Source organism: Streptomyces sp. R302, from assembly GCF_012927245.1.
Classification (GTDB): domain Bacteria; phylum Actinomycetota; class Actinomycetes; order Streptomycetales; family Streptomycetaceae; genus Streptomyces.
On record NZ_JABBGE010000009.1, the window covers coordinates 31,052 to 55,942 of the forward strand.

The window sequence follows — 24,891 nt, forward strand, 5'->3', positions numbered from 1 at the left end:
TCCGGGTGCGCATACAGATCATGAGAAAGGTATGTAAAGCGCGCAACCTGAAATGAACCATCCGAGAACGCCGCACCAGTGAAAGCGAAAGTGAGGGGCCATGGCCACCGCCAAGGTCAAGCAGTTCTGGACCGCCTTCATCTCCGTCCTCTTCGCCCTGCTCGCCTCCGTCGGCCTGGCGGCCCCCGCCGCCGCCCAGGGACAGGCCCCCGTGACCCAGCCCGAGGAGCCGGCCGCCCCCGCCGCCCCCGTCGCCGCCGAGCGCGCCGCGACGGTCGTGGCACAGAGGCGGGCGGAGCCCTGGACGCCCCTCCGCCGCGGCTCGCTGCCGCCCACCATCAAGCAGCGCATCGGCGCCGAGGCGCACGGCTCCGCCCCCGCCTCCCGCACGCTCCGCGCCGCCGCACCGTTCGCGAGCGACCCGGCCGCGCTGACGCGGCTGGCGCTCGCGACGGCCGCCTAGGGTGCGGGGAGAGCACGACTCCTCCCTCACCGCACCCCGAACCGGACACCGCACCCCGAACCGGGCTCGACCCCGGACGGAACGGTCCCAGGTCAGCGGCGCTCGTCGGGCTCCGTGGACCCGTTCTCCGGCTCCGCCTCGATCCCGGACCCGCCTTCGGTCCCGGCCTCCACCACGCTCCCGGAATCCGCGACCACCCGCGTACCGGCCTCGGACCCCATGCCCGAGGGACCGCCCGACGCGGACGGCATGCCCGAGCCCTCGTCCACCTCCGTGGGCGCCGGCGGCTCGACCAGCCAGTCGGGATTGGCCTGCCTGTCCCACCACTTCCAGGCGGCGAACGCGCCGCCGAGCAGCACCCCGAGTACGACCAGACCCTTCACGAGACGCCCGGCCCTGGCCCGGCGCTCCTGCTTCCTCACGATCTTCCGGACGTCGTCCGGCGTCACCTGACCGCGCAGAGCGGCCAAGGCGGCAGTGGAACGCGACCCGGCCTCCTCAAGGACGGGACCGGTCGCGGCGACCGCGTGCTCGACACGCGGAACGGTGTAGTCGGCCACCTGATGGGCGACGGAGCGGGTCCGAGCCGCAGCGCGCTGCGCGGCCTCGTCGACCCGCGGCGGCACGTGCGGCGCCACATGCGCGGCGTACTGCGCACGCGCCTGCGCGCGTGCCTGCCGAGCGGCGCTCGACATCCTGGGTGCGAGCCGCACCCGCGCCTCGTGCGCATAGTGCGCGGCCTGGTCCTTGGCCGTGCCGGCGTACGGCGCCACCACGTCCGCGGCGTGCAGGACGCTTTCCTTCGCCGAATCCGTAGCGGCGCGCACGCTGTCCATGCGAGTCACGGGTTCCTCCTCCTCGGTGGCGAGCGATGTCGGTTTTTCACCTTTCCATCCTTTTCGGCATCATGCCTTCCGGAGCGAACTCCGGCATGCGGGGCTGGCATCCGGGGCATGCGGGGAGTGCGTGCGGGCCGTACGCGGCCGCCGCGTCGTGCGAGGATCGACTCGCCAGGGCCGCGGACGCGTGAGGCGATCCGTTCCGCGGTGTGACGCACGACCAGGGAGGGAAGGCGGACCGTGGCCATGCCGTACGCGATCCTCAAGACCAGCGCGGGCGACATCGAGGTGCGCCTGCTGCCGTTCCACGCGCCGAAGACGGTGCGGAACTTCACCGAGCTCGCCTCGGGCGAGCGCGAGTGGACCCACCCCGGCACCGGCCGGGTCTCCACCGATCCCCTCTACGACGGCACGGTCTTCCACCGGGTCATCGGCGACTTCATGATCCAGGGCGGCGACCCGCTGGGCACCGGCACGGGCGGCCCCGGCTACGAGTTCGCGGACGAGTTCCACCCGGAGCTCTGGTTCGACCGGCCGTACCTGCTGGCGATGGCCAACGCCGGGCCGGGCACCAACGGCTCCCAGTTCTTCATCACGGTCGGCGCCGCGACCTGGCTGAACCGCAAGCACACCATCTTCGGCGAGGTCGTGGACGCGAAGAGCCGCGCCGTCGTGGACGCCATCGCACAGGTCCCCACCGACCCGCAGACCCAGCGGCCGCTGACCGACGTCGTGGTCGAGTCCGTGGTGATCGAGCAGCGCTGACCGGGAAGAAGGAGGGGACCCCGCCCATGGACGCGCCGTCCGGACCGCCGCACTGCTACCGCCACCCCGGCACCGAGACGGGCATCCGCTGCACCCGCTGCGAGAAGCCCATCTGCCCGGAGTGCATGATCTCCGCCTCCGTCGGCTTCCAGTGCCCCGACTGCGTCCGCAGCGGCTCGGGCACCGGGCACGCGGCCGGCGCCAACCAGGCCAGGACGCTCGCGGGCGGCCGGGTCAGGACCGACGACCGCCTCGTCACCAAGATCCTCATCGGGGTCTGCGTGCTGGTGTACGGGCTGGTGCTGATCCTCGGCGACCGGTTCGTCGACGAGCTCGTGCTGATCGGGTACGCGTACAACCCGCTGCTCGGCGAGGTCGTCGGCGTCGCGGACGGCGAGTGGTACCGGCTGCTCACCTCCACGGTCCTGCACCAGGAGCCCTGGCACATCCTCTTCAACCTGCTGGGCCTGTGGGTGATCGGCGGGATCGTCGAGCCGGAGCTCGGCCGGTCCCGGTACGCGCTCCTGTGCCTGCTCTCCGGCCTGTCCGGCTCGGTCCTCGCCTATGTGGTCGCCGCCCCGAACCAGCCCTCGCTGGGCGCCTCGGGGATCGTCTACGGCCTCATCGGCGCCTGGGCGGTCCTTGCCCGCCGGCGGCGCCACGACATGGCGCCGGTGCTCCTCTTCGTGGCCCTCTCCCTGGCGATGACATTCACCCGTCCGGGGATCTCCTGGGAGGCGCACGTCGGTGGACTCGTGGCCGGTGCCCTGGTGACGTACGTGCTCGTGGGCGCGCCCCGGATCCGCCGGGAGCTCATCCAGTACGGCGCCTGTGGACTGGTGCTGCTCATCGACGTGGGCGTCGTGGTGGGCAGGACCATGGCGCTCACCTGAGCGCGTGAGGCTGTGGACGAGCTGGGGAAGCGAGCTTTCCCCAGAGTTATCCACAGCGCGTGGCGGGTTCTCCCCACTGCGGTGGGCATGACCGAGCCCCCTGCCTCTGACCTGGGATTTGTCCCGAGAGGGAGGGGGCTCCAGTCGATCGTGGACAGGTGTTCGCGGTCATACCGGCGTCAACCCGGTGCGAGTTATCCACAGATCTTCGTAAGTTATCCAGTGCTGTGCACAACGCTGTGGATAAACTCAGGGGTGAGCTTGACGGCAACCGGGAAGACCCGCTAAGCGCCGCTAAGACGCTCACTTCCACTGCGTGGAGACACCGAAGCCGGCGGCGATGAAACCGAAGCCGACCACGATGTTCCAGTTCCGGATCGACTCGACCGGAAGCGAACCATCGGTGACGTAGAAGACCACGATCCACACCAGACCGATGGCGAACAGGGCCAGCATCACCGGGGCGACCCAGCTGCGGTTCGTCAGCTTGATGTTGGCGGCCTGCTTCGCCGGCGGGGGCGTGTAGTCGGCCTTCTTGCGGATCCGTGACTTCGGCACGAGGGACTCTCCTGTCGATGCGCTGCGTGACCGCGCAGGGAACTGTGGCTGTCGCCGGGATGTGACGTAGCAGGTCGACTGCGCCCCCCGGGCGTCCGTTAGCGTAGTGGTTCCGCGGCGCAGAAGGGGATCAGGGTACGTTGAGCAATTCCGCCGACACTCCGGGCGAACCCCCCGTCGGACCGGGCGGGGCCGGTTCCTGGCGCCCCGTCCGCCTCCTCACCCTGGGCGTCTTCGCCCTCGCGGGGCTGCTCTTCGTCACGAGCTTCAACACCGCCAAGGGCACCAACATCCGCACGGACGCCTCCCTGCTGAGGCTCTCCGACCTCATCGAGGAACGCAGCCACAAGAACGCGGGCCTCGACGAGTCCACCGCCCTCCTGCGCGACCGGGTCGAGACCCTCGCCGCCCGCGACGACGGCTCCACGGCCGCCGAGGACCGCCGCCTCAAGGCCCTGGAGACCGCCGCGGGCACCACCGAGATCTCCGGCCCCGGCCTCACCGTCACCCTGAACGACGCCCCGCCCGGCGCCCAGGCCGCCCCCGGCTACCCCGAACCGCAGGCCAACGACCTGGTCATCCACCAGCAGGACCTCCAGGCCGTCGTCAACGCCCTGTGGGAGGGCGGCGCCGAAGGCATCCGCGTCATGGACCAGCGGCTCATCTCCACCAGCGCGGTCCGCTGCGTCGGCAACACCCTGATCCTCCAGGGCCGGGTCTACTCGCCCCCGTACAAGATCACCGCCGTCGGCGACCGCGGGAAGCTCGACAAGGCCCTCGCGGACTCCCCCGCGCTCCAGAACTACCAGCTGTACGTGAAGGCCTACGGCCTCGGCTGGAAGGTCGACGACCACAAGAACGTCACCCTCCCCGGCTACGCGGGCGCCGTCGACCTCCACCAGGCCCGGCCCGCCGCGTAGCCCGGACGGGACCGGTTGTCCACAGGCTTCGGACAGCTTCCCCCCGACGGGGGCCTCGCCCCGTACTCTGGTGCCCGTAACGAACGGAAGGGGCGGTCGGACGTCATGTACGGATGGATCTGGCGGCATCTGCCGGGCAACGCCTGGGTGAAGGCGCTGATCTCGGTCGTGCTGGTCCTCGCGGTCGTCTATGCCCTCTTCCAGTACGTGTTCCCCTGGGCGGAGCCTCTGCTTCCGTTCAACGATGTGACGGTGGACGGCCAGTGAGCGCGCGAATTCTCGTCGTCGACAACTACGACAGCTTCGTCTTCAACCTCGTGCAGTACCTCTACCAGCTCGGCGCCGAGTGCGAGGTGCTGCGCAACGACGAGGTGGAGCTGAGCCACGCCCAGGACGGCTTCGACGGCGTGCTGCTGTCCCCCGGGCCCGGCGCCCCCGAGCAGGCCGGCGTCTGCATCGACATGGTGCGGCACTGCGCCGCCACCGGCGTCCCGGTCTTCGGCGTCTGCCTCGGCATGCAGTCGATGGCCGTGGCCTACGGCGGTGTCGTCGACCGCGCCCCCGAGCTGCTGCACGGCAAGACCTCGCCCGTGGTCCACGAGGGCAAGGGCGTCTTCGCCGGCCTCCCCTCGCCGTTCACGGCCACCCGCTACCACTCGCTCGCCGCCGAGCCGGCCGACCTGCCCGCCGAGCTCGAAGTGACCGCGCGGACCGAGGACGGCATCATCATGGGCCTCCGCCACCGCGAACTGCCCGTCGAGGGCGTCCAGTTCCACCCCGAGTCGGTGCTCACCGAGCACGGCCACCTGATGCTCGCCAACTGGCTGACGCAGTGCGGAGACGAGGGAGCGGTCGGCCGGTCGGCGGGGCTCGCGCCGGTGGTGGGCAAGGCCGTCGCGTGACGACGGGCTCGCCGTGGTTCCGGGCATCCGAGCCGTCCGGCGCCGAGCCGATACCCGAGAACCACGGGGGCCAGGCGCCCGGGCGGAGCCCGTACGAACAGAGCGCCTACGAGCAGCAGGGCGCCTACGACCAGCAGGGCCAGTACGAGCAGGGCGGGTACGACCGGCAGAGCTCGTACGACCAGGGCGGGTACGAGCAGGACGGGTACGGCTACGAGCAGCAGGGCCCGTACCCGTATCCGTACGAGGCGCAGACGCAGGCACCGGGCTACGAACCCCCTCGGGAAGCCGTCCACGAGCCCATACGCGAGCCGTACGAGGCCGAGGGGACCCGGGAGGCGCCCGAGGTCGCGGAGGAGGCTCCGAGGCCCGTGGAGGCCCTTCCCGGGCCCGGGCGGGCCGAGCGGCGGCGGGCCGCCGCCAAGCAGGGCCGCGGCAAGAGCCGCCCGGCGGCCGGAGCGGCCACCGGGGCGTCCGCGGGGACCCCCGCCGAGCGCCCCCTCTCGCGGGTCGAGGCCCGCCGCGCCGCCCGGGAGGCGAAGGCCGCCAAGGACAGCGTCGGCGTCGTCGTCGGCGAGCTGTTCATCACCCTCGGCGTGGTCATGCTCCTCTTCGTCGCCTACCAGCTGTGGTGGACCAACGTCCTCGCCGGCCAGGAGGCCGACCAGGCGAAGGATCGCATCGAGGACACCTGGGCAAAGGGCGAGAACAAGCCGGACGTCTTCGCCCCCGGCGAGGGCTTCGCCATCATGTACATCCCCAAGCTGGACGTCGTCGTCCCCGTCGCCGAGGGCATCAGCAAGCCCAAGGTCCTCGACAAGGGCATGGCCGGCCACTACGGCGAGGGCAAGCTCAAGACCGCCATGCCCGCCGACAAGCAGGGCAACTTCGCGGTCGCCGCCCACCGCAACACCCACGGCGAACCGTTCCGCTACATCAACAAGCTCAAGCCGGGCGACCCGATCGTCGTCGAGACCAAGGACGCCTACTACACCTACGAGATGGCGAGCATCCTGCCGCAGACCTCCCCGTCGAACGTCTCCGTCATCGACCCCATCCCCAAGGGCTCCGGCTTCACCAAGCCCGGCCGGTACATCACCCTGACGACCTGCACGCCCGAGTGGACCAGCACCTATCGCATGATCGTCTGGGGAAAGCTGGTCGAGGAACGCCCGCGGAGCAAGGGAAAGCCGGCCGCGCTCGTAGGCTGAGACCCCACACCTCCAGAAGGGACGAGGGCCGACCCAGTGTCACGTGCGCGCAACCGGATCGCCGGGCTCATCAGCGTCTTCGGCGAACTCCTCATCACAGCCGGCCTCGTGCTCGGACTCTTCGTCGTCTACTCGCTGTGGTGGACGAACGTCCTCGCCGACCGCGCCGCCGACAAGGAAGGCGCGCAGGTCCGCGGCGAATGGGCCGACCAGGGCCCCGGCGCCCTCGACACCAAGGGAGGCCTCGGCTTCCTCCACGTCCCCGCCTTCGGCGGCGACGAGATCCTGGTGAAGCGGGGCACCGAGAGCACTGTCCTCAACAACGGCGTCGCCGGCTACTACACCGAACCGGTCAAGTCGGCCCTCCCGCAGGACAAGCAGGGCAACTTCACGCTCGCCGCCCACCGGGACGGCCACGGCGCCAAGTTCCACGACATCCACAAGTTGAAGAACGGCGATCCGATCGTCTTCGAGTCCAAGGACACCTGGTACGTCTACAAGGTCTACAAGACGCTCCCGGAGACCACGAAGTACAACGTGGACGTCCTCCAGCCGGTCCCCGAGGAGTCCGGCAAGAAGGCACCCGGCCGGTACATCACCCTCACCACCTGCACCCCGATGTACACCTCCGACTACCGCTACATCGTGTGGGGCGAGCTGGCCCGCACGGAGAAGGTCGACGCGGACCGCACCCCGCCGGCCGAACTCCGCTGACGGAAGACGGAAGACGGAAGACGGAACGACGAAAGGGGGGAGCCCCGGAGTCCTGTGAAGGACTCCGGGGCTCCCCCTTCTGCTCTCGGGCCGGCCGGGCTAGTCGAACCAGCCGCCGATGTTGCCGTCGCCGTTGCCGCCGTCCTGCTGGCCGCCGTTCCCGCCGGGGTTGCCCCCGCCGTTCACGTCAGCGGTGAACAGGGTGACCGAGCCGCCCTTGTTGACCGTCTGACCGCCGGCGGGCGCCGACTGCATGACACGGGCGTCGTCCTTGTCGACACCGACCACCACGACCGTCACGCCCTGGCTCTGGAACCAGTCCCGGACTTCCTTCAGCGTCTTCCCGGCGAGGTCGCCGGGGATCGTGATCGGGGTCTCCTGCGGGCCCTTCGAGACCTTCAGCTTGATCTCGACGTCCAGCGGCTGGTTGCTCGGGCCGGCCGGGACCTGCTCCAGGACCATGCCCTTGGGCTGGTCGCTGTCGACCTCCTCCTGCTTCACGTTGGTGAACTGGAGGCCGTTCAGCTGCTGGAGCGCCAGGCTGATGTCGCGGTTCTTCACGTTCGGCAGCTGCGTCAGCTTCTGCTTGGCGACGGTGAGGGTCACCTCGGAGTTCTTCTCGGCCTTGGTGCCGTTCTGCGGGTTCTGCCGCAGGACGGTGCCGGGGTCCTCCTCGGACTCCTCCTCGTCGACCTTGACCTTGAAGCCCTTGCCCTCCAGGGTCTCCTTCGCCCGCTGGAGCGACTGCTCCTGGACGTCCGGGACCTCCACGAGCGGCGCGCCCTCGGAGACCCACACCTGGATCGTGCCGTCGATCGGCATCTTCGCGGCGCCGTCGGAGGCCGGGTCCTGGCGGCAGATGGCGCCGGTGGGCTGGTCGCAGCGCTCCTTGCCCGCCTCCACCACCTTCACCTGGGCGTTCTGCGCGGACCGCTGCGCGTCGGGCATCGTCTGGCCGACGAGCGGCGGCACCTGCGTCTGCTGCGGGGTGTCGTTGGTGTCCAGGAGGTACTTGGCGATGAAGATCGCGCCGACCAGGACCAGGACGCCGCAGAGCGCGAGCAGGATCGTCGAGGCGTTCGACTTCTTCTGGCCGCCGCCGCCGCCGCGGCGGCGGTCCGGACGGTCGTCGTAACCGTCGTGCCCGCCGTACCCACCGCCGTAGCCGCCGTCCTGCTGGACGGGCGGCATCATCGTCGTCTGGCCGGCCGGGTCGGTCTGGCGCAGCGCCGTCGTCGGCTGGTCCTCCGGCGGATAGCCGTAGCCGTTGTACGCCGGGGCGCCCGCCATGCCCATCGCGGCGGCGGCCGCGACCGGCTGCCCGTCGAGGCACGCCTCGATGTCCGCGCGCATCTCGTCGGCGGACTGGTAGCGGTAGTCGGGGTCCTTGACCAGTGCCTTGAGGACGATGGCGTCCATCTCGGGCGTGATCTCGGCGTCGAAGTTGCTCGGCGGCTGCGGCTCCTCGCGGACGTGCTGGTAGGCCACGGCCACGGGGGAGTCGCCGATGAACGGCGGCCGGACGGTCAGCAGCTCGTAGAGCAGGCAGCCGGTGGAGTACAGGTCGGAGCGCGCGTCGACCTGCTCGCCCTTGGCCTGCTCCGGCGAGAGGTACTGGGCGGTGCCGATGACGGCCGCGGTCTGCGTCATGGTCATGCCCGCGTCGCCCATGGCGCGCGCGATGCCGAAGTCCATGACCTTGACCTGGCCCGTACGGGTCAGCATCACGTTCGCGGGCTTGATGTCGCGGTGCACGATGCCGGCGCGGTGCGAGTACTCGAGGGCCTGGAGGATGCCGACGGTCATCTCCAGGGTGCGCTCGGGCAGCAGCTTGCGGCCCGAGTGGAGCAGCTCACGGAGCGTCGACCCGTCGACGTACTCCATCACGATGTACGGGATGGAGACCCCGTCGACGTAGTCCTCGCCGGTGTCGTAGACGGCGACGATCGCCGGGTGGTTCAGGGAGGCGGCGGACTGTGCCTCACGGCGGAACCGGGCCTGGAAGGACGGGTCACGGGCCAGGTCGGCCCGCAGCGTCTTCACGGCGACGGTGCGGCCGAGCCGGGTGTCCTGGGCGAGGTACACCTCGGCCATGCCACCGCGGCCGAGCACCGAGCCCAGCTCGTACCGGCCGCCGAGGCGACGCGGCTCTTCCATAGCTAATCCAGCCCTCTCCGTCTGTCCCGACCGCACCCTGGGGTGGTCCGGCGGTGTGTGCTGTCCGCGCATACGGTACCGGCCCCGAAGAGCCGGACCACGCGCGGAGGGCAGCTGATACCTGACCGGTACCTGGCGGGCACCGGCCCTTCGCAAGATCAGCCGCGGCTCTTCAGAACCGCCTTCATGACCGCCTTCGCGATCGGTGCGGCGAGACCGCCACCGCTGATGTCCTCACGGCCGACACCCTCGGCGTCCTCGACGATCACGGCGACGGCGACCGGGGAACCCTGGTCGGTCTTGGCGTACGAGATGAACCACGCGTACGGGCGCTTGGCGTTCTTCTCGCCGTGCTGCGCGGTACCCGTCTTGCCGCCGACCCTCACGCCGCTCATGTGCACGTCGGCCTTGGCACCGGTGCCCTTCGAGACGACGTTCTCCATCATCGCCTGGAGCTTCTGGGCGTTCTCCGGAGAGACCGGCCGGCTCATCTCCTCCGGCTCGTTCTGCTTGATCACGTCCAGGTTCGGGGCGCGCAGCTGGTCGATCATGTACGGCTTCATCAGCTTGCCGTCGTTCGCGATCGCCGCCGTGACCATCGCCATCTGGAGCGGGGTCGTCGCGGTGTTGAACTGGCCGATGGACGCCTGTGCGTTTCCGCCGCGGTCGGCCTTCTTGTCGAAGACCGAGGCCGCGGAACGGACAGGGACGAACTGCTCCGCGTTGAACCCGAACTTCTCTGCCATCTCGGTCATCTTGTCGACGCCGACCTCGTCACCGAGCTTGGCGAAGACCGAGTTGCAGGAGATCCGCAGCGCCTCGTTGAGGCTGGCGTCGGCACAGCCGCCCGAGTGGTTCTTCATGGGCAGGTTGGACAGCGGGATCTTCCAGCCCTCGGGGGTGTCGGTCGCCGCGTCGATGTCCTTGACCTTGCCGGACTCCAGGGCGGCGGCCGCGGTCACGACCTTGAAGACCGAGCCGGGGGGGTAGATCTCGCGCAGCGCGCGGTTCTGCATCGGCTTGGCCTTGGACTCGGTCAGCGCCACCCACGCCTTCTCGTCGTTGCTGCCGGCGATCGTGGCAGGGTCGTACGAGGGGGTGGACGCCATCGCCAGGATCTTGCCGGTCGACGGCTCGATCGCGACCACGGCACCGGTGTTCCTGCCCAGGCCCTCGAAGGCGGCCTTCTGCGCGGCGCCGTTGAGGGTGGTGACGACGTCGCCGCCCTTCTTCTTCTCGCCGGTGAACATGGCGAGGGTCCGGTCGAAGAAGAGCCGGTCGTCGTTGCCGGTGAGGATGCCGTCCTCGATCTTCTCGATGAAGTTGGCGTCGTACACCTGCGAGGCGTACCCGGTGACCGGGGCCCACATGGGGCCGTTCACGTAGGTGCGCTTGTACTTGTAGTAGGTGCCGCCCGAATCCACGGAGCCGGTGATCGGCTTGCCGTCGACGATGATGTTGCCGCGCTCGGTGGCGTACCGCTCGATCTGGACGCGCTTGTTGTCCGCGTGCGAGTTCAGCTCGTCGGCGCGGACGAACTGGAGCCAGTTGTCGCGCAGGAGCAGGGCGAGGACGAGCAGGCCGCAGAAGATCGCGACCCGGCGCAGCGGCTTGTTCACGGACGGACCACCTGGGTCATCTCGGCGTCGGGGTTCGGGGCGGGGGCGGGCGCGGGGCGGCGCGCGGTGTCGCTGATCCGGATCAGGATGCCGATCAGGGCCCAGTTGGCGATCACGGACGAACCGCCGTACGCGAGGAACGGCATCGTCATACCGGTGAGCGGGATGAGGCCCATCACGCCGCCGGCGACGACGAAGATCTGGAGCGCGAAGGCGCCGGAGAGGCCCATCGCCAGCAGCTTGCCGAAGGGGTCGCGGGCGGCGAGGGAGGTCCGGATACCGCGCTCGATGATCAGCCCGTACAGCAGCAGGAAGACCATGACGCCGGCCAGACCGAGCTCCTCGCCGACGGTGGCGAAGATGAAGTCGGAGTTCGCGGCGAAGCCGATGAGATCCGAATTGCCCTGGCCCAGGCCGGTGCCGAGGATGCCGCCGGAGCCGAAGGACATCAGCACTTCGGTCATCTGGTCGCATGCCGCGACCTTCTCGGCGCAGGAGAACGGGTCGGCCCAGGCGTCGACACGGGCCTGGACGTGACTCGCGAAGGAGGCCACGCCGACCGCGCCGGCGACGGACATCAGCAGACCCATGACGATCCAGCTGGTCCGCTCGGTCGCCACGTACAGCATGATCACGAACATGCCGAAGAACAGCAGGGACGTACCGAGGTCGTTCTCGAAGATCAGGATGAGGAGGCTGACCGCCCAGATCGTGAGGATCGGCCCCAGGTCGCGGCCGCGGGGCAGGTAGAGCCCCATGAAGCGGCGGCTGGCCAGGGCCAGCGCGTCCCGCTTCACCATCAGATAGCCGGAGAAGAACACCGCGAGGACGATCTTCGCGAACTCTCCGGGCTGGATGGAGAAGCCCGCGACGTTGATCCAGATCTTGGCGCCGTAGACGGCGGAACCGAGACCCGGCACCAGGGGCAGCAGCAGGAGGACGAGCGCCGCCATCATCGAGATGTACGTGTAGCGCTGGAGGACCCGGTGGTCCTTCAACAACAGCAGTACGGCCGCCAGCATCGCGATGCCGATCGCCGAGTACATCATCTGGGCGGGCGCGTCCGGGCTGAAGCTCTTGTACAGCCGCATCGACGTCGCGATCAGCCGCGGCGACTGGTCCAGCCGCCAGATCAGCACCAGCCCCATGCCGTTGAGCAGGGTCGCCAGCGGCAGCAGCAGCGGGTCCGCGTACGGGGCCCACTTGCGCACCACGAGGTGGGCGACGGTCGCGAGGAGCGCCAGGCCGAGCCCGTACCCGAGCATGCCGGCCGGGACCTCGCCGTCCAGGGCGAGCCCGACGTTGAGGTACGCGAACACCGGGATGGCGACGGCGAAGCCGAGGAGCGCCAGCTCGGTGTTGCGGCGGCTCGGCGCCTCGATCGCGCCGATGGTGGTCGTGTTGGTGACAACGCTCATGGTGGTGACAGGCCCCCTACGGGTGCTTACTGCTTGCCGCAGTTCGAGGCCAGCTTCTGCTCCTCCGAGGTGAGGGTGGGACCCGGGGTCGGAGCGGCTGCGGTGGGCTTGGATTCGGGCTTGGCATCGGCGCTGTCGCCGTCGGCCGGCTTCTCGGCCGCCTCGGCGGCGGCCTTCTCCTTGTCGGCCTTCTCCTTGGCCACGCGGCGCTCTTCGGTCTTCTTGCACGCCGAGGCCTGCACGGACAGCTCGGAGATCTTCGTCTGGGCCTTGGCGAGGCTGCCGCCCGCGATGGTGTCCTCGACCTGCTTCCGCTGGTAGGCGGGGAGGTACTTGAGTTCGATCTCGGGGTGGTCCTTCTCGACCTCCGAGAGCTTCACCCACGCGAGGTCCTGGCTGATGCCCCGGTACAGCGCCACGTGCCCGTCGCTGGAGCCCACGTAGTACTGGGTCTGGGTCCAGCGCCAGCCGCCGTACGCGCCGCCGGCGAGGACGCCGAGGGCGAGGACGAGGATCAGGGTGCGCCCGATCCACCGCCGCTTGCGGCGCGGCTTGACGAAGTCGTCGTCGGTGTACGAGTCGAAGGCGCCGTGCGGCGGACCGCCGTAGCCGTGGTCGTCGCCGCTGCCGGGCGGGCCGAAGCCGCCGGCGGGCGGCTGGTGGTGGGCGGGGCGGCCGAGCCCGGAGGCGCGGCCGGCCGGGGTCTGCATCGCGCCGCCGTCGTTCAGCTGCTGCTGGTTCTCGGCGACCGCGCCGACGACGACCGGGGTGTCGCTGAGGTGGCCGGCGAGGGTGTCGCCGCCGTCGACGTCGAGGACGTCGGCGACGATCACCGTGATGTTGTCGGGGCCGCCGCCGCGCAGCGCGAGCTGGATCAGCTCCTGCACGGTCTCCTGCGGGCCCTGGTAGCTGGCGAGGGTGTCCTCCAGGGTCTGGTGGGACACCACGCCGGACAGGCCGTCGGAGCAGATCAGGTACCGGTCGCCGGCGCGGACCTCACGGATGGAGAGGTCGGGCTCGACGTGGTCGCCGCTGCCGAGCGCGCGCATCAGGAGCGAGCGCTGCGGGTGGGTGGTGGCCTCCTCCTCGGTGATCCGGCCCTCGTCGACGAGCCGCTGGACCCAGGTGTGGTCCTGGGTGATCTGGGTGAGGACGCCGTCGCGCAGCAGGTACGCGCGGGAGTCGCCGACGTGCACGAGGCCGAGGCGCTGACCGGTCCACAGCAGGGCGGTGAGCGTGGTGCCCATGCCCTCCAGCTGCGGGTCCTCCTCGACCATCATCCGGAGCTGGTCGTTGGCGCGCTGCACCGCCGTACCGAGCGAGGTGAGGATGTCGGATCCGGGGATGTCGTCGTCGAGGACGACGAGCGTGGAGATCACCTCGGAGGAGGCGACCTCGCCGGCGGCCTGGCCGCCCATGCCGTCGGCGATCGCGAGGAGACGCGGACCGGCGTAGCCGGAGTCCTCGTTGCCCTCGCGGATCATGCCCTTGTGCGAGCCCGCGGCGAATCGCAGGGAGAGACTCATGCCCACCTGCCCTGTCGCCGCTGCATCGGGGTACAGCCGGTCTCGACCCACACTGCCCACCCTCCGGTCGCTCCGGTCAGCTCGCTCATTGTCGTACTACTTCCGCAGCTCGATGACGGTCTTGCCGATGCGGATCGGCGCCCCCAGCGGAATCGGCGTCGCGGTGGTGAGGCGGGTCCGGTCGAGGTACGTGCCGTTCGTGGACCCGAGGTCCTCGACGATCCACTGGCCGTCCCGGTCCGGGTAGATCCGGGCGTGCCGGCTGGAGGCGTAGTCGTCGTCCAGCACGATCGTCGAGTCGTGCGCCCGGCCCAGGGTGATCGTCTGGCCCTGCAGGGCGACGGTGGTGCCCGTGAGGGTGCCCTCGGAGACGACCAGCTTCGTCGGCGCGCCGCGCCGCGACCGGCCACCGCCGGACGGCGGCGCCTGCTGCTGGCCGCGCTGCGGCGGCGGAGCGGCCTGGCGCCCGCCCTGCTGGGTGCGCGCCTCCTGGCGGCGCGAACCGCGCTGGGTCACCCGCGTGCCGAACAGGTCACTGCGGATGACCTGGACGGCCACGATGACGAACAGCCACAGAACGGCCAGGAAACCCAACCGCATGACCGTCAGGGTCAGCTCTGACATTGCCCCCGCTTCACCCTTCGGCTTGCCGGTAAACGATGGTGGTGCTGCCCACGACGATCCGCGAGCCGTCGCGGAGCGTAGCGCGGGTGGTGTGCTGCCCGTCCACCACGATGCCGTTGGTGGATCCGAGATCCTGGATCGTCGAGGGCGTTCCGGTCCGGATCTCGCAGTGCCGGCGGGAGACGCCGGGATCGTCGATCCTCACGTCCGCGTCGGTGCTGCGGCCGAGGACCAGGGTCGGGCGGGAGATCTGGTGGCGGTTGCCGTTGATCTCGATCCAGCGGCGCACCTGGGTGCCGCCGGGCGCCGCGGGACGGCCGCCGCCGGCGGCGGCGGGCCGGTGACCCGCGCCGCCGGGGGGTGGCGAGGCGGGCATCGGCGGCGCGCCGGGCGGGGGACCCTGCGGCGGGTACCCGTAGCCGCCCTGCCCCTGGGGCGGGCGGGGCTGCTGGTGGGGCTGCTGCCCCGGGTGCGGCTGCGGCTGGGACGTGCTCGACGCGAGCGTACGACTGCGCACCCGGTACAGACCGGTGTCGAGGTCGTCGGCCTTCTCCAGGTGGACCTTGATCGGCCCCATGAAGGTGTACCGCTGCTGCTTGGCGTAGTCACGGACCAGCCCGGCGAGCTCGTCGCCCAGCTGCCCCGAGTAGGGGCTCAGGCGCTCGTAGTCGGGCGCGCTGAGCTCCACGATGAAGTCGTTGGGGACGACGGTCCGCTCGCGGTTCCAGATCTGCGCGTTGTTGTCGCACTCGCGCTGGAGCGCGCCGGCGATCTCGACCGGCTGGACCTCGGACTTGAACACCTTGGCGAAGGTGCCGTTGACCAGACCTTCGAGACGCTGCTCGAAACGCTTCAGGACTCCCATGGGGCACCTCCTCCGTCGTTGCCGTCCTGGTACTGCTTACTGATCGTATCCACGCGTCGGGAAATCGGCTGGTTCCCCTTCTCTGCCCTGTGGACGAGTGTCACCTCTCACAGGCCCTCCCCCCAGGGATCGTAGAGGGGGCCTGTGGACAGTGTCCCGCACGAGACTGTCCGACAGGAGGGTGGAGGAGGTGAGCCGTCACGCAGGACGGGGCCGCCGGCGCCGCAACCTCCCGCTTCTCCCCTGTCTCTCCGCTCTCTCCCTTCCCTCCCCTCTCTTCCCCTGTGTCCCTTCTCTCCTTCTTCTCCCGGTCTCCTTTCCTCTCTCCCCCCTTCCCCCCCTTCCCCTCTCCCCCTTCCCTCTCTTCCCCCTCCTCCTTCTCTCCGTCTCCCTCGGGCGGGGGCGCCGTCTCCTCGGGTGAGGGCGTCGGGGTCTGCCTCCCCTCTCTCCTCTGTTCGGCCCGAGGGGGGCCGAAACAAGGGATGTGAATCCACCGTCTGCGACGTGCTAATCTTCAGATGTCGCCAGGCGCTCGCACCGAAAGGTGAGAGACCGGGAGACCACCCAATGCGCGGGTGGCGGAATAGGCAGACGCGCTGGATTCAGGTTCCAGTGCCCGAAAGGGCGTGGGGGTTCAACTCCCCCCTCGCGCACCAGACGGAAGCCCCGTAGGTCCCAGACCTACGGGGCTTCCGCGTTGTCCGGACACGGAAGCGGCGTCGGCGCGTATTCGGCGCATATGACGCCCCGTCTCCGTCTCGTTCCGTCTGCGCCCGCCCCGTCTCCGTCTCGCCTTTCGTCGTTCCGGGTCGCGACGAAAGAGGGACGCTCCGGCCTGCCCGCGCTGCCTAGGGTGCGAGCGTGGAAGCGACGAGGGTGGGGACGGCGGCGAAGCCGGAGGCCGGGCGCGGGATCGGGTCCAGGGTGGCCGCCGCGTGGAGATGGCTCGCGCCCGCCGGGAAATGGTCGCGGCGCAGGACCGTCGGGGAGGCGGCCCTCACCGCCGTCGTCGCGCTGCTCGCCGCCGGCACCGAGGAACTGCTCGGAGGCGAGGGCGCACAGCTCGCCGGGGTGGCCGTCGCCGCGGCCGTGCTGTCGCTGCTGCGCCGCCGGTTCCCCGCCAGCGTGCTCGTCGTCACCGCCGGGCTCGCCCCCGTCGTCCCCGGCCTCGGCCCGCTGCTGCTCGTCCTCGGCTGGTCCGCCGGCGGCCACATCGTCGGAGTCGGCCGGGCCCTGCACGCGTACGTCGCCGCCTACGTCCTCAACGTCGGCGCGACCCTGCTCATCGGCTGGGACAAGCAGCGGCTGCTCACCCTCGCGTTCATGGCGACCCTCTACTACCTGGGGACCACGCTCGCGCCCGGACTCGCCCACCGCTACTGGGCCCAGCGCCGCACCCTCCTCCACGCGCTCCAGGAGCGCAACGTGCGGCTGATCAGCGAGCGGGCGATGATCGGGCGGAACGCCCGGCTGCGGGAACGGCAGCGCATCGCCCAGGACATGCACGACAGCCTCGGCCACCAACTCGCCCTGATCGCCGTGCAGACCGGCGCCCTGGAGGTGGACCGCGAGTTGAACGAGCGGCAGCGGGAGGTCGTCGGCGTGCTTCGGAACGCGTCCGTGACCGCCATGCACGAGCTGCGGGAGGTTGTCGGCATACTCCGGGACGGCACCGAGGCCCCCGACCCCGACACCGGGCCGGTGGCCGTCGGGGACGAGAGCGGGCGGGCGGCCCGCGGGATCGCCGGCATCGAAGGACTCGTCGCCTCGGCGCGCGCCGCCGGGACCCGGGTGGAGCTGCGGCGGATCGGCGACGAGCGGCCCCTGGAGCCCGCCGCGGGGCACGCCGCGTACCGCATGGCGCAGGAAGCGCTCACCAACGCCTACAAGTACGCGCCGGGCGCCCCGATCAGCGTCGAACTGCGCTACGAGCCCGACACGTTCGTCGTCGAGATCTTCAACGAGGAGCCGACCACCGGCCCCGCGGAGGGCGTCGTCAGCGGCGGCCAGGGGCTGGCCGGGCTCGTCGAACGGGCCCGGCTCGTCGGCGGCATGTGCCACGCGGGCCCCGCCGACGGCGGAGGATTCCGGGTCGCCGGGATGCTGCCGTACGGCTCCGCGCCCAGCGGCGAATCGGCGCCTTTCGTCGACGCGGCCGACGACTTCCGGCAGCAGTCGACGAAGCCCTTCGGAAGGAAAAGTCGTTCCGCACCGGTCGGGGACCCCGACTGGACCTTCACGGAACGGGAGTTGGCGATGGCGCTGCACGGGGGCAAGACACGGAGCACCGGAGCGACGATCGCGCTCGGCTGCGGCATCGCCTTCGCGGCGCTCGTCGTCCTGCTCGTCGCCGCCGGCTTCGGCCTCTACCACCTCGTCGGATCCTTCCAGGACTCCATGGTCACGCCCGACAGGTACGAGTCGATCGTGGTCGGCACGGACGAGGCGGACGTCCGCTCCTTGCTCCCCGACCCGGGCTCCCTCGGCGTCCTGGGCGTCACCGGCAAGGGCGGGCCCGCCAGACCCGAGGGCGCCGACTGCCTCGTCGTGCTCTCCACCGAGATGGGCGACGCCTTCGAGGAGGAGCCCGTTTTCCGGTTCTGCTTCAAGGACGGCAAGCTGATCGAGAAGAAGTCGTACGTCGTGAGGCCGTAGTGCCTCGGCGGCCCGTACCGAAGCGTTGGGGGAGGCGCAGTGCTGTCAGAGCGGACGGGACCGTCCGGGCGGCCCGGGCGGGCCGGACGGGCCGTCAAGGTCGTGGTCGCCGACGACGAGCCGCTGATCAGGGCGGGGATCCGGATGATCCTCAACTCCGATCCGGACATCCACGTGGTCGCGGAGGCCGCGAACGGCCGGGAGGCTGTCGACGCGGTCCGCGCGCACGCCGCCGACGTCGTGCTGCTCGACATCCAGATGCCCGTCCTCGACGGGCTCTCCGCCCTCCCGGAACTACGCAGGGCCGCGCCGGCGGCCCGGGTGATCATCCTGACGACCTTCGGCGAGCGGGAGAACGTGCTGCGGGCGCTGGAGCACGGCAGCGCCGGCTTCCTGCTGAAGGACACCGCCCCCGCCGAACTGATCGGAGCCGTACGGGCCGCGGCCGCGGGCGACGCCTACCTCTCGCCGGCGGCGACCCGGCACGTCGTCGAACGGCTCGCCTCCGGCCGTGAGACCGCCCGCGCCGAAGAGGCCCGCGGCCGGATCGCCGCGCTCGGCGAGAAGGAGCGCGAGGTCCTCGCGGTCCTCGGCGAGGGGCTCTCCAACGCCGACGCGGGCCGTCGGCTGCACATGAGCGAGGCGACCGTGAAGACCTACGTCAGCCGTATCCTCGCCAAACTCCAGTGCGAGAACCGGGTCCAGGCGGCGCTGCTCGCACGCGACGCGGGGTTGTAGCCGCCCGGGACGCTCAGTCGGGATCGGGCAGGCCGGCCGGACCCGCGGCGTTGTAGCGGAGCAGATAGCCGGCGAACCGGTCCAGGTCCTCGCTGGACCAGTCCTTCAGGCGCTCCTGATAGGCGGCGCGACGGTTCGCCTGCGCGGTGGCGAGCACCGCGAGACCGGCCTCCGTCGGGTGCAGCACCTGCACCCGGTGGTCCTCGGGGGCGGGCCGGCGCTCCACCAGGCCCAGTTTCTCCAGGCCGGCCAGCTGGCGGCTGACCGTCGACTTGTCCAGCAGGTAGTGCGCCGCGAGGTCCGTGGCGCGGCTGCCGCGCCGACCCTCGATGTGGGACAGGAGCGTGTACGAGACCAGTGGGATCTCCGGGTGGACGCGGGCCGCGGCGGCCCGGGCCCGGCGCGCGAAGGCGGTCAGCTCGCGCTGGATGACGTCCAGGGAGGTCTCACGCGGCGCTCCGTCGGAGGCGTCGTCGGCGGCGCCGGTGGGGGCGTCGGACATAGGGGCTCCTCGGTGAGCTGGCCCGGCATGCGATTTCAGTTGTATAGTACAACGGTTCTTTGGTTGTAAAAGCCAACCATCTCGCTCAGTCGTCTGTATCCGGAGGTCACGGTGTCCGCAGGACCGAACCCCACTACCACCGCCGCCGCTCTACGGCACGTCCTCGGGCACCTCCTCACCCCCCTCCTCATGTGCCTGGGCATGGGCCTCGCCTACCTCGGCGCCTTCCACGCCCCCCAGCCCCACGACCTCCGCGTCGACGTCGTCGGCTCAGGACCCGCCACCCAGGTCCTCGCCCAGACCCTCCACGACAAGGCCGACGGCGCCCTCGACGTCCGCACCGTCCCCGACCGCGCCACCGCCGCCACCGCCCTTCTCCACCAGGACAGCTACGGCGCCTACATCCCCGGCGACCACCCCGAACTCCTCGTCGCCTCCGCCTCCTCCGACACCAGCGCCATGGCCGTCGAGAAGGTCTTCACCAAGGTCGCCGCCGGACAGGACGCCCCCCTCAAGGTCACCGACCTCGCCCCCACCGCCTCCGGCGACCCCACCGGCCAGGGCGTCTTCTTCCTCCTCGTCGCCGTCAGCATCGGCGCCTACGCCTCCGTCGCCGTCATCGGAGCCGCCGGAGCCGCCCTCCCCCTGCGGATCCGCGCCCTGCTCGCCACCGGCACCGCCCTCGTCGTCAGCCTCATCGGCACCCTCTTCGCCGGCCCCGTCTTCCACCTCGTCGACCACGGACTCGCCGGCGTCTGGGCACTCTCCTGGCTCTACGCCGCCGGCATCCTCCTCATCGGCGTCGGCCTCCACACCTACCTGCGCCGCTGGACCACGCTCGGCGTGATGGTCCTCTTCGTCATGCTCAACTTCACGAGCTCCGGCGGCATCTACCGCCCCGAGCTCCAGCCCGGCTTCTTCGGCTCCCTGCACGCCTTCTGGAACGGCGCCGGCCTCGTCGAGGGCATCCGCAGCCACGTCTACTTCGACGGACACGCCCTCGGCGGCCACCTCCTCGTCCTCTCCCTCTGGCTCCTCGCCGGAATCGCCCTCGTCGCCCTCGCCGGCCGCACCGAGGCCGCGCGGAACGCCCCGACCGCGGGAGTGGCGACGAAGCAGGAGACGAACGAGGAGACGAACCAGGAAACGGAGGAGGAACGGGAGGAGGAAATGGAGGAGGCCGTCGCCGTCTGACCCGCCTGAATCCCGCCCGGACCCGTCTGACCAGGGGCTCGATGGTTGTCCACAGGTAGTTGTCCACAGGGGGAGACGGGCGATCAAGACCGGCTGTACCGTCAGCTCCGGAAGTCGTCGGACGCACTGTCCGGCCAGTCATCGGGGGAGGTCGTCCCATGGACGAGATCCAGGCCGTCGTGCCCGGACAGCGTGGCGGAACGGACGCGGAGCGCATCCCGCACGTGCCCGGATTCGTACGGCGCGGCAGCGCGGAACACTCCGCGAAGGGGCGCGGCAAGGAGCTGCGCACCGCCGTCCCCCGCGCCTCCCACGCCGAGCTCACCCTCCCCGCCGGGCGCCCCGACGCGGTCCGCGCCGTCGAGGAGTCCAGCCGCGGCCGGGTCCCCGAGCTCACCCCCATCCGCGTCGGCCGCATGGCCGCCAACCCCTTCGCCTTCCTGCGCGGCTCCGCCGGCCTCATGGCCCACGACCTCGCCGGCACCCCCGTCACCGGCGTCGCCGCACAGCTCTGCGGCGACGCCCACGCCGCCAACTTCGGCCTCTACGGCGACGCCCGCGGCCGGCTCGTGATGGACCTCAACGACTTCGACGAGACCGTCGTCGGCCCCTGGGAATGGGACCTCAAGCGGCTCGCCACCTCCCTCGTCCTCGCGGGCCGCGTCGTCGGCGCCGACGAGGACACCTGCCGGGCCGCCGCCTTCGACACCGTCGGCGCCTACCGGCGCACCATGCGCCTCCTCGCCCGGCTCCCCGCCCTCGACGCCTGGAACGCGATACCCGACGAGGAGCTCGTCTCCCACACCGACGCCCGCGACCTCCTCGGCACCCTGGAGCGGGTCTCCGCCAAGGCCCGCAACAACACCAGCGCCCGGTTCGCCGCCCGCTCCACCGAGCCCGTCGCCGAGACCGACGGCGGCGGACGCCGCTTCGTCGACGCGCCACCGGTCCTGCGCCGGGTGGCCGACGCCGAGGCCGCCGCCGTCACCGCCGCCCTCGGCGACTACCTGGAGACCGTCTCCGAGGACCGCCTGCCGCTCCTCGCCCGGTACGCCGTCCACGACGTCGCCTTCCGGGTCGTCGGCACCGGCAGCGTCGGCACCCGCTCGTATGTCGTCCTGCTCCTCGACCACCGGGGCGAACCGCTCGTCCTCCAGGTGAAGGAAGCCCGGCCGTCCGTGCTCCTGCCCCACCTGCCCGCCGGGTTCGCCGTCCCCGACCCCGGCCACGAGGGCCGGCGCGTCGTCCTCGGGCAGAAGCGCATGCAGGTCGTCAGCGACATCCTGCTCGGCTGGACCACGGTCGACGGGCGCCCCTTCCAGGTGCGCCAGTTCCGCAACCGCAAGGGCAGCGTCGACCCCGCCGCGCTCACCGCCGACCAGGTCGACGACTACGGCCGCATGACCGGCGCGCTCCTCGCACGCGCCCACGCCCACAGCGCCGACCCGCGCCTGATAGCCGGCTACTGCGGCAAGAACGAGGAGTTCGACGAGGCCGTGGCCGCCTTCGCGGTCACGTACGCCGACCGCACCACCGCCGACCACGCCGACCTGCTCACGGCCATCCGCACCGGCCGCATGGCAGCGGAACTCGGCGTCTGAGGTGTGAGAGAGGGACGACGAAGGACAACGAGGGGGAGGGGAGGGAGGGGGAGGGAGGGGGGAGGGCCCCCTTGTGAGGACCTACGCTTGAGGGGTCGGGCCGGAACGAGGACGTGGGCGGGCGTGAACGTGAGCGAGGACCAGGACCGAGGCCAGGACCGAGGCCAGGAGCAGGGTCAGGGCCGGGAGCCGGAGCCGCAGCCGGAGCAGGCGTCGAGCCCGGAGTCGCAGGCCGAGCCGGAGTCGCAGGCGGAGGCCGGGGCGGATGTGGGCTCGCGGGGTGGGGATGAGCGGGCCGAGGCTCGGTTGGAGCGGGCTGTTCGGGTGGCCGAGCAGGCGTTGATCGAGTTCGAGATCGCCGTCGAGACCTTCCGGGTCGAGGTGGAGAACTTCTCGCGGCTGCATCACGAGAAGCTGGGGCCGATGTACGCGCGGCTCGACGAGCTGGACGCGTCGATCGCCGAGGCGCGGGCCGAGAAGAGCGGTGATCCGGAGGATCTGCGGCTGGCGCGGGAGGCGCGGGCCGCGGTGCTGCCGCTGCCGGGGGTCGAGGTCCTCTTCGACGACTGGGTCGACTCCGACGGGCTCTCCGCCGAGGCGGCCGCGATGCTGACCGAGCGGCCGGTGCGGCCGCCGCAGCGGGTGCGGCCCAGCGAGGAGGTGCGCCGGCTCTACCGTGAGCTCGCCCGCAAGGCCCATCCCGACCTGGCGCGGGAGGAGGACGAGCGGAGGCGGCGGGAGGAGTTCATCACCCGTGTGAACGCCGCCTACGCGCGGGGCGACGAGGCGCTGCTGCGCGAGCTCGCCGAGGAGTGGGAGGCGGGTCCGGTACCGGCCGAGGAGCGGCTCAGCGAGACCGAGGAGCTCTACGCGCGCCTGGAGTGGCTGGCGCAGCGCAAGGACCTGCTGTCCGCGCTGGCGGGCGAGCTGGAGGAGAGCGCCATCGGCTCCATGCTGCGGCTGGCGCCGGAGGACCCGGACCGGCTCCTGGAGGAGATCGCCGAGCAGCTGCGCGGTCAGGTGTCCGAGCGCGAGGCCGAGCTGGCCGCGTTGGTGCAGTAGGTTTTCGAGGTCGAGACGGTTCCGCCGTACACGAGAGAAGGTCGTCCCATGAGTTTCGCCCCGCTGCCGTCGGTGCCCGCCGCGTCCGTCCCCGCCGATGCCCTGGTGCTCGACGTGCGGGAGGACGACGAGTGGGCGGCCGGCCGGGTCGAGGGCGCGGTGCACGTGCCGATGAGTGATTTCGTGGCGCGGTTCGCGGAGGTCGGCGAGGTGCTCGCCGAGCGCGGCCGTGCCTATGTGATGTGCCGGGTCGGCGGCCGGTCGGCGCAGGTCACGCAGTACCTGGTGCAGCAGGGCTACGACGCGGTGAACGTGGACGGCGGGATGGTGGCCTGGGAGAGCGCCGGGCGGCCCGTGGTCGCGGACGGCGGGCCCGGGTTCGTCGCCTGAGGCAGCAGTTGAGGCAGTTGAGGTAGTTGGCGGCTGAGGTGGTTGAGATGCCTCGGCCGTGCCTCCCTGGCGGTCAGTCCAGGGGGTGGGCGGCGATGAGGTCGCCCAGGGTTTCCTCGTGGGCGGCGGCCGGGCCCAGGGAGAGTTCCAGGTACTTCGCCCAGGCGTGGTAGCGGTGCAGCGGGTAGTCGGTGTCGGCTCCGAAGCCGCCGTGCAGGTGCTGGGCGGTCTGGACGACGCGGCGGACGCCTTCCGCCGCCCAGATCTTGGCCACGGCGAGGTCCGCCTCGACGGGCAGGGCGGCTTCGGCGGCGGTGGTGACGCGCCAGGCGGCCTGCCACAGGGTGGCCTCCATCGCGCGCAGGTCGATGTAGCGGTCGGCTGCCTGGACGGCGACGGCCTGGAAGGTGGCCACGGGATGGCCGAACTGTTCGCGCTTCCCGGTGTACTGGCTCGTCATGGTGAGGACTTGCTCGCCGAGGCCGAGGACGAGCGCGCAGGTGCCGGTGGTGAGCAGGGCGCGCAGCGCCGGCCAGGCGTCGGCGGAGTCGAGGACGCGGTCGGCGGGGAGGCGGGCGCCGTCGAGGCGTAGTCGGGCGAGGCGTTCGCCGTGGGTGCCGTACTGGGCGTCGAGGGTGAGGCCCGTGTGGTCGCGGGGGAGCAGGGCGAGGACCGTGCGGCCGTCGGCGGTGTGGGCGGGGACGGCGGTCAGGTCGGCCTGGTGGCCCCAGGGGACGTGGTCGGTGGTGCCGTCGAGGATCCAGTGGTCGCCGTCGGGGCGGGCGGTGACGGACCGTTCGGCGGGTTCGTGGCCGGTGGTGCCGTGGGCGGCGGCGGTGAGGATCAGGCGGCCGGCGGTGACTTCGGGCAGGAGCGCGGCGGCGGTGGCGGCCGGGGCGTGCTGCTGGAGTACGTGGGTGACGGCGGTGGTCTCCAGGAGGGGGACGCGGGCCAGGACGCGGGCGGACTCGCGCAGGACGAGGCAGAGGGCGATCGGGTCGAGGCCGGTGCCGCCGTGTTCGGGGCCGGTGAGGAGGCCGAGGAGGTCGGTGGCGGCGAGCCGCCGCCACAGGGGGCGGTCGAGGTCGTCGGCGACGGCGGTCGGGGTGAGGGCGGGGCTGGGTACGGCGTCGGGGGCGACGTCGGCGAAGACGGTGCGGGCCGTCTCCGCGGCGGCCCGCTGCTCCTCGGTGAACGTGAAGTCCATGGCCCGGTCCTTCCGTCGCTGTCCGTTGCTCGTGCCGGCGGCCCGTCGGGCGCACGCGCCTGACGGGC

The 24,891-nt window shown here is 71.3% G+C and carries 24 protein-coding genes and 1 tRNA gene; 15 read left to right on the plus strand and 10 right to left on the minus strand.

Translation table 11 applies throughout. The features are described from left to right. Positions 1–100: 100 nt before the first annotated feature. The gene (locus HHL19_RS26550; RefSeq protein WP_169092876.1) at positions 101–463 is read left to right on the plus strand and encodes a DUF6344 domain-containing protein; all 363 of its coding nucleotides are present in this window, start codon (positions 101–103) and stop codon (positions 461–463) included. A 92-nt stretch (positions 464–555) separates the two neighbouring features. Here the strand turns inward: HHL19_RS26550 and HHL19_RS26555 are convergent, their stop codons facing one another. Beyond that, positions 556–1,308, minus strand: a complete 753-nt coding sequence (locus HHL19_RS26555) for a DUF5324 family protein (RefSeq protein WP_169092877.1) — start codon at positions 1,306–1,308, stop codon at positions 556–558. A 240-nt stretch (positions 1,309–1,548) separates the two neighbouring features. On the opposite strand from HHL19_RS26555, the gene HHL19_RS26560 reads away from it, so the two are divergent. Both HHL19_RS26560 and HHL19_RS26565 read left to right on the plus strand, forming a co-directional pair. After that, positions 1,549–2,067 (plus strand): peptidylprolyl isomerase, encoded by a 519-nt coding sequence (locus tag HHL19_RS26560; RefSeq protein ID WP_169093207.1) that lies wholly within the window; start codon positions 1,549–1,551, stop codon positions 2,065–2,067. A 26-nt stretch (positions 2,068–2,093) separates the two neighbouring features. Beyond that, positions 2,094–2,960 (plus strand): rhomboid family intramembrane serine protease, encoded by an 867-nt coding sequence (locus tag HHL19_RS26565; protein WP_169092878.1) that lies wholly within the window; start codon positions 2,094–2,096, stop codon positions 2,958–2,960. A gap of 303 nt (positions 2,961–3,263) precedes the next feature. Here the strand turns inward: HHL19_RS26565 and crgA are convergent, their stop codons facing one another. Further along, positions 3,264–3,518 carry a cell division protein CrgA gene (crgA, locus tag HHL19_RS26570; protein WP_169092879.1) on the minus strand — a complete coding sequence of 85 codons (255 nt, stop codon included), beginning with the start codon at positions 3,516–3,518 and terminating at the stop codon, positions 3,264–3,266. Positions 3,519–3,658: 140 nt separating this feature from the next. Between crgA and HHL19_RS26575 the strand changes: the two genes are divergently transcribed. The 5 genes from HHL19_RS26575 to HHL19_RS26595 all read left to right on the plus strand — a co-directional run bounded on the left by HHL19_RS26575 (position 3,659) and on the right by HHL19_RS26595 (position 7,265). Continuing rightward, a complete protein-coding gene (locus tag HHL19_RS26575; RefSeq protein WP_169092880.1) occupies positions 3,659–4,438 on the plus strand; it encodes a DUF881 domain-containing protein in 780 nt (259 codons plus the stop codon). A 105-nt stretch (positions 4,439–4,543) separates the two neighbouring features. Next, complete coding sequence (locus tag HHL19_RS26580) at positions 4,544–4,705, plus strand: hypothetical protein (protein ID WP_169092881.1); 162 nt, start codon at positions 4,544–4,546, stop codon at positions 4,703–4,705. Further along, a complete protein-coding gene (locus tag HHL19_RS26585; protein WP_169092882.1) occupies positions 4,702–5,340 on the plus strand; it encodes an aminodeoxychorismate/anthranilate synthase component II in 639 nt (212 codons plus the stop codon). Before HHL19_RS26580 ends, HHL19_RS26585 begins: the two co-directional genes overlap by 4 nt. Then, on the plus strand, positions 5,337–6,551 hold the full coding sequence (locus HHL19_RS26590) for a class E sortase (protein WP_346768420.1): 1,215 nt from the start codon (positions 5,337–5,339) through the stop codon (positions 6,549–6,551). The genes HHL19_RS26585 and HHL19_RS26590 overlap by 4 nt, the downstream gene beginning before the upstream one ends. A 36-nt stretch (positions 6,552–6,587) precedes the next feature. After that, on the plus strand, positions 6,588–7,265 hold the full coding sequence (locus HHL19_RS26595) for a class E sortase (protein WP_169092883.1): 678 nt from the start codon (positions 6,588–6,590) through the stop codon (positions 7,263–7,265). 99 nt (positions 7,266–7,364) lie between these two features. Here HHL19_RS26595 and pknB read toward each other — a convergent pair whose 3' ends face one another. The 6 genes from pknB to HHL19_RS26625 form a co-directional block, all read right to left on the minus strand. After that, entirely contained in the window at positions 7,365–9,422 is a 2,058-nt protein-coding gene (gene pknB / locus HHL19_RS26600; protein WP_169092884.1) for a Stk1 family PASTA domain-containing Ser/Thr kinase, read from the minus strand. 158 nt (positions 9,423–9,580) lie between these two features. Then, a complete protein-coding gene (locus HHL19_RS26605; protein ID WP_169092885.1) occupies positions 9,581–11,041 on the minus strand; it encodes a penicillin-binding transpeptidase domain-containing protein in 1,461 nt (486 codons plus the stop codon). Next, positions 11,038–12,459 (minus strand): FtsW/RodA/SpoVE family cell cycle protein, encoded by a 1,422-nt coding sequence (locus HHL19_RS26610; RefSeq protein ID WP_169092886.1) that lies wholly within the window; start codon positions 12,457–12,459, stop codon positions 11,038–11,040. Before HHL19_RS26610 ends, HHL19_RS26605 begins: the two co-directional genes overlap by 4 nt. A 26-nt stretch (positions 12,460–12,485) precedes the next feature. Then, positions 12,486–13,985 (minus strand): Stp1/IreP family PP2C-type Ser/Thr phosphatase, encoded by a 1,500-nt coding sequence (locus HHL19_RS26615; protein ID WP_169092887.1) that lies wholly within the window; start codon positions 13,983–13,985, stop codon positions 12,486–12,488. Positions 13,986–14,081: 96 nt separating this feature from the next. After that, complete coding sequence (locus HHL19_RS26620) at positions 14,082–14,609, minus strand: FHA domain-containing protein (protein ID WP_169092888.1); 528 nt, start codon at positions 14,607–14,609, stop codon at positions 14,082–14,084. A 10-nt stretch (positions 14,610–14,619) separates the two neighbouring features. Next, positions 14,620–15,474 carry a DUF3662 and FHA domain-containing protein gene (locus HHL19_RS26625; protein WP_169092889.1) on the minus strand — a complete coding sequence of 285 codons (855 nt, stop codon included), beginning with the start codon at positions 15,472–15,474 and terminating at the stop codon, positions 14,620–14,622. A gap of 569 nt (positions 15,475–16,043) precedes the next feature. Here HHL19_RS26625 and HHL19_RS26630 point away from each other — a divergent pair. The 3 genes from HHL19_RS26630 (at position 16,044) to HHL19_RS26640 (ending at position 18,867) form a co-directional block, all read left to right on the plus strand. Continuing rightward, positions 16,044–16,130: transfer RNA gene (locus HHL19_RS26630), tRNA-Leu, on the plus strand. A 205-nt stretch (positions 16,131–16,335) separates the two neighbouring features. After that, positions 16,336–18,129 (plus strand): histidine kinase, encoded by a 1,794-nt coding sequence (locus HHL19_RS26635; RefSeq protein WP_346768419.1) that lies wholly within the window; start codon positions 16,336–16,338, stop codon positions 18,127–18,129. 42 nt (positions 18,130–18,171) lie between these two features. Beyond that, complete coding sequence (locus tag HHL19_RS26640; protein WP_206325249.1) at positions 18,172–18,867, plus strand: response regulator transcription factor; 696 nt, start codon at positions 18,172–18,174, stop codon at positions 18,865–18,867. A 13-nt stretch (positions 18,868–18,880) separates the two neighbouring features. Here HHL19_RS26640 and HHL19_RS38225 read toward each other — a convergent pair whose 3' ends face one another. Continuing rightward, entirely contained in the window at positions 18,881–19,369 is a 489-nt protein-coding gene (locus HHL19_RS38225; protein ID WP_169092890.1) for a MarR family winged helix-turn-helix transcriptional regulator, read from the minus strand. A gap of 111 nt (positions 19,370–19,480) precedes the next feature. Between HHL19_RS38225 and HHL19_RS26650 the strand changes: the two genes are divergently transcribed. From HHL19_RS26650 to HHL19_RS26665, 4 genes are all read left to right on the plus strand, one after another. Further along, on the plus strand, positions 19,481–20,563 hold the full coding sequence (locus HHL19_RS26650) for a hypothetical protein (protein ID WP_169092891.1): 1,083 nt from the start codon (positions 19,481–19,483) through the stop codon (positions 20,561–20,563). A gap of 158 nt (positions 20,564–20,721) precedes the next feature. Continuing rightward, positions 20,722–22,164: a DUF2252 domain-containing protein gene (locus HHL19_RS26655; RefSeq protein ID WP_169092892.1), complete on the plus strand. Its 1,443-nt coding sequence runs from the start codon at positions 20,722–20,724 to the stop codon at positions 22,162–22,164. 267 nt (positions 22,165–22,431) lie between these two features. Then, the gene (locus HHL19_RS26660) at positions 22,432–23,226 is read left to right on the plus strand and encodes a hypothetical protein (RefSeq protein WP_169093211.1); all 795 of its coding nucleotides are present in this window, start codon (positions 22,432–22,434) and stop codon (positions 23,224–23,226) included. 48 nt (positions 23,227–23,274) lie between these two features. After that, on the plus strand, positions 23,275–23,616 hold the full coding sequence (locus tag HHL19_RS26665) for a rhodanese-like domain-containing protein (protein WP_169092893.1): 342 nt from the start codon (positions 23,275–23,277) through the stop codon (positions 23,614–23,616). A 73-nt stretch (positions 23,617–23,689) separates the two neighbouring features. On the opposite strand, the gene HHL19_RS26670 is transcribed toward HHL19_RS26665, so the two are convergent. Then, a complete protein-coding gene (locus HHL19_RS26670) occupies positions 23,690–24,823 on the minus strand; it encodes an acyl-CoA dehydrogenase family protein (RefSeq protein ID WP_169092894.1) in 1,134 nt (377 codons plus the stop codon). Positions 24,824–24,891 lie beyond the last annotated feature (68 nt).

Bases quoted from the DNA above. Each gene is read 5' to 3' on its own strand.
- HHL19_RS26620 (WP_169092888.1), bottom strand. From the start codon at position 14,609: ATGTCAGAGCTGACCCTGACGGTCATGCGGTTGGGTTTCCTGGCCGTT.
- HHL19_RS26625 (WP_169092889.1), bottom strand. From the start codon at position 15,474: ATGGGAGTCCTGAAGCGTTTCGAGCAGCGTCTCGAAGGTCTGGTCAAC.
- HHL19_RS26560 (WP_169093207.1), top strand. From the start codon at position 1,549: ATGCCGTACGCGATCCTCAAGACCAGCGCGGGCGACATCGAGGTGCGC.
- HHL19_RS26580 (WP_169092881.1), top strand. From the start codon at position 4,544: ATGTACGGATGGATCTGGCGGCATCTGCCGGGCAACGCCTGGGTGAAG.
- HHL19_RS26550 (WP_169092876.1), top strand. From the start codon at position 101: ATGGCCACCGCCAAGGTCAAGCAGTTCTGGACCGCCTTCATCTCCGTC.
- HHL19_RS26655 (WP_169092892.1), top strand. From the start codon at position 20,722: ATGGACGAGATCCAGGCCGTCGTGCCCGGACAGCGTGGCGGAACGGAC.
- HHL19_RS26565 (WP_169092878.1), top strand. From the start codon at position 2,094: ATGGACGCGCCGTCCGGACCGCCGCACTGCTACCGCCACCCCGGCACC.
- HHL19_RS26615 (WP_169092887.1), bottom strand. From the start codon at position 13,985: ATGAGTCTCTCCCTGCGATTCGCCGCGGGCTCGCACAAGGGCATGATC.
- pknB (WP_169092884.1), bottom strand. From the start codon at position 9,422: ATGGAAGAGCCGCGTCGCCTCGGCGGCCGGTACGAGCTGGGCTCGGTG.
- HHL19_RS38225 (WP_169092890.1), bottom strand. From the start codon at position 19,369: ATGTCCGACGCCCCCACCGGCGCCGCCGACGACGCCTCCGACGGAGCG.
- HHL19_RS26610 (WP_169092886.1), bottom strand. From the start codon at position 12,459: ATGAGCGTTGTCACCAACACGACCACCATCGGCGCGATCGAGGCGCCG.
- HHL19_RS26665 (WP_169092893.1), top strand. From the start codon at position 23,275: ATGAGTTTCGCCCCGCTGCCGTCGGTGCCCGCCGCGTCCGTCCCCGCC.
- HHL19_RS26670 (WP_169092894.1), bottom strand. From the start codon at position 24,823: ATGGACTTCACGTTCACCGAGGAGCAGCGGGCCGCCGCGGAGACGGCC.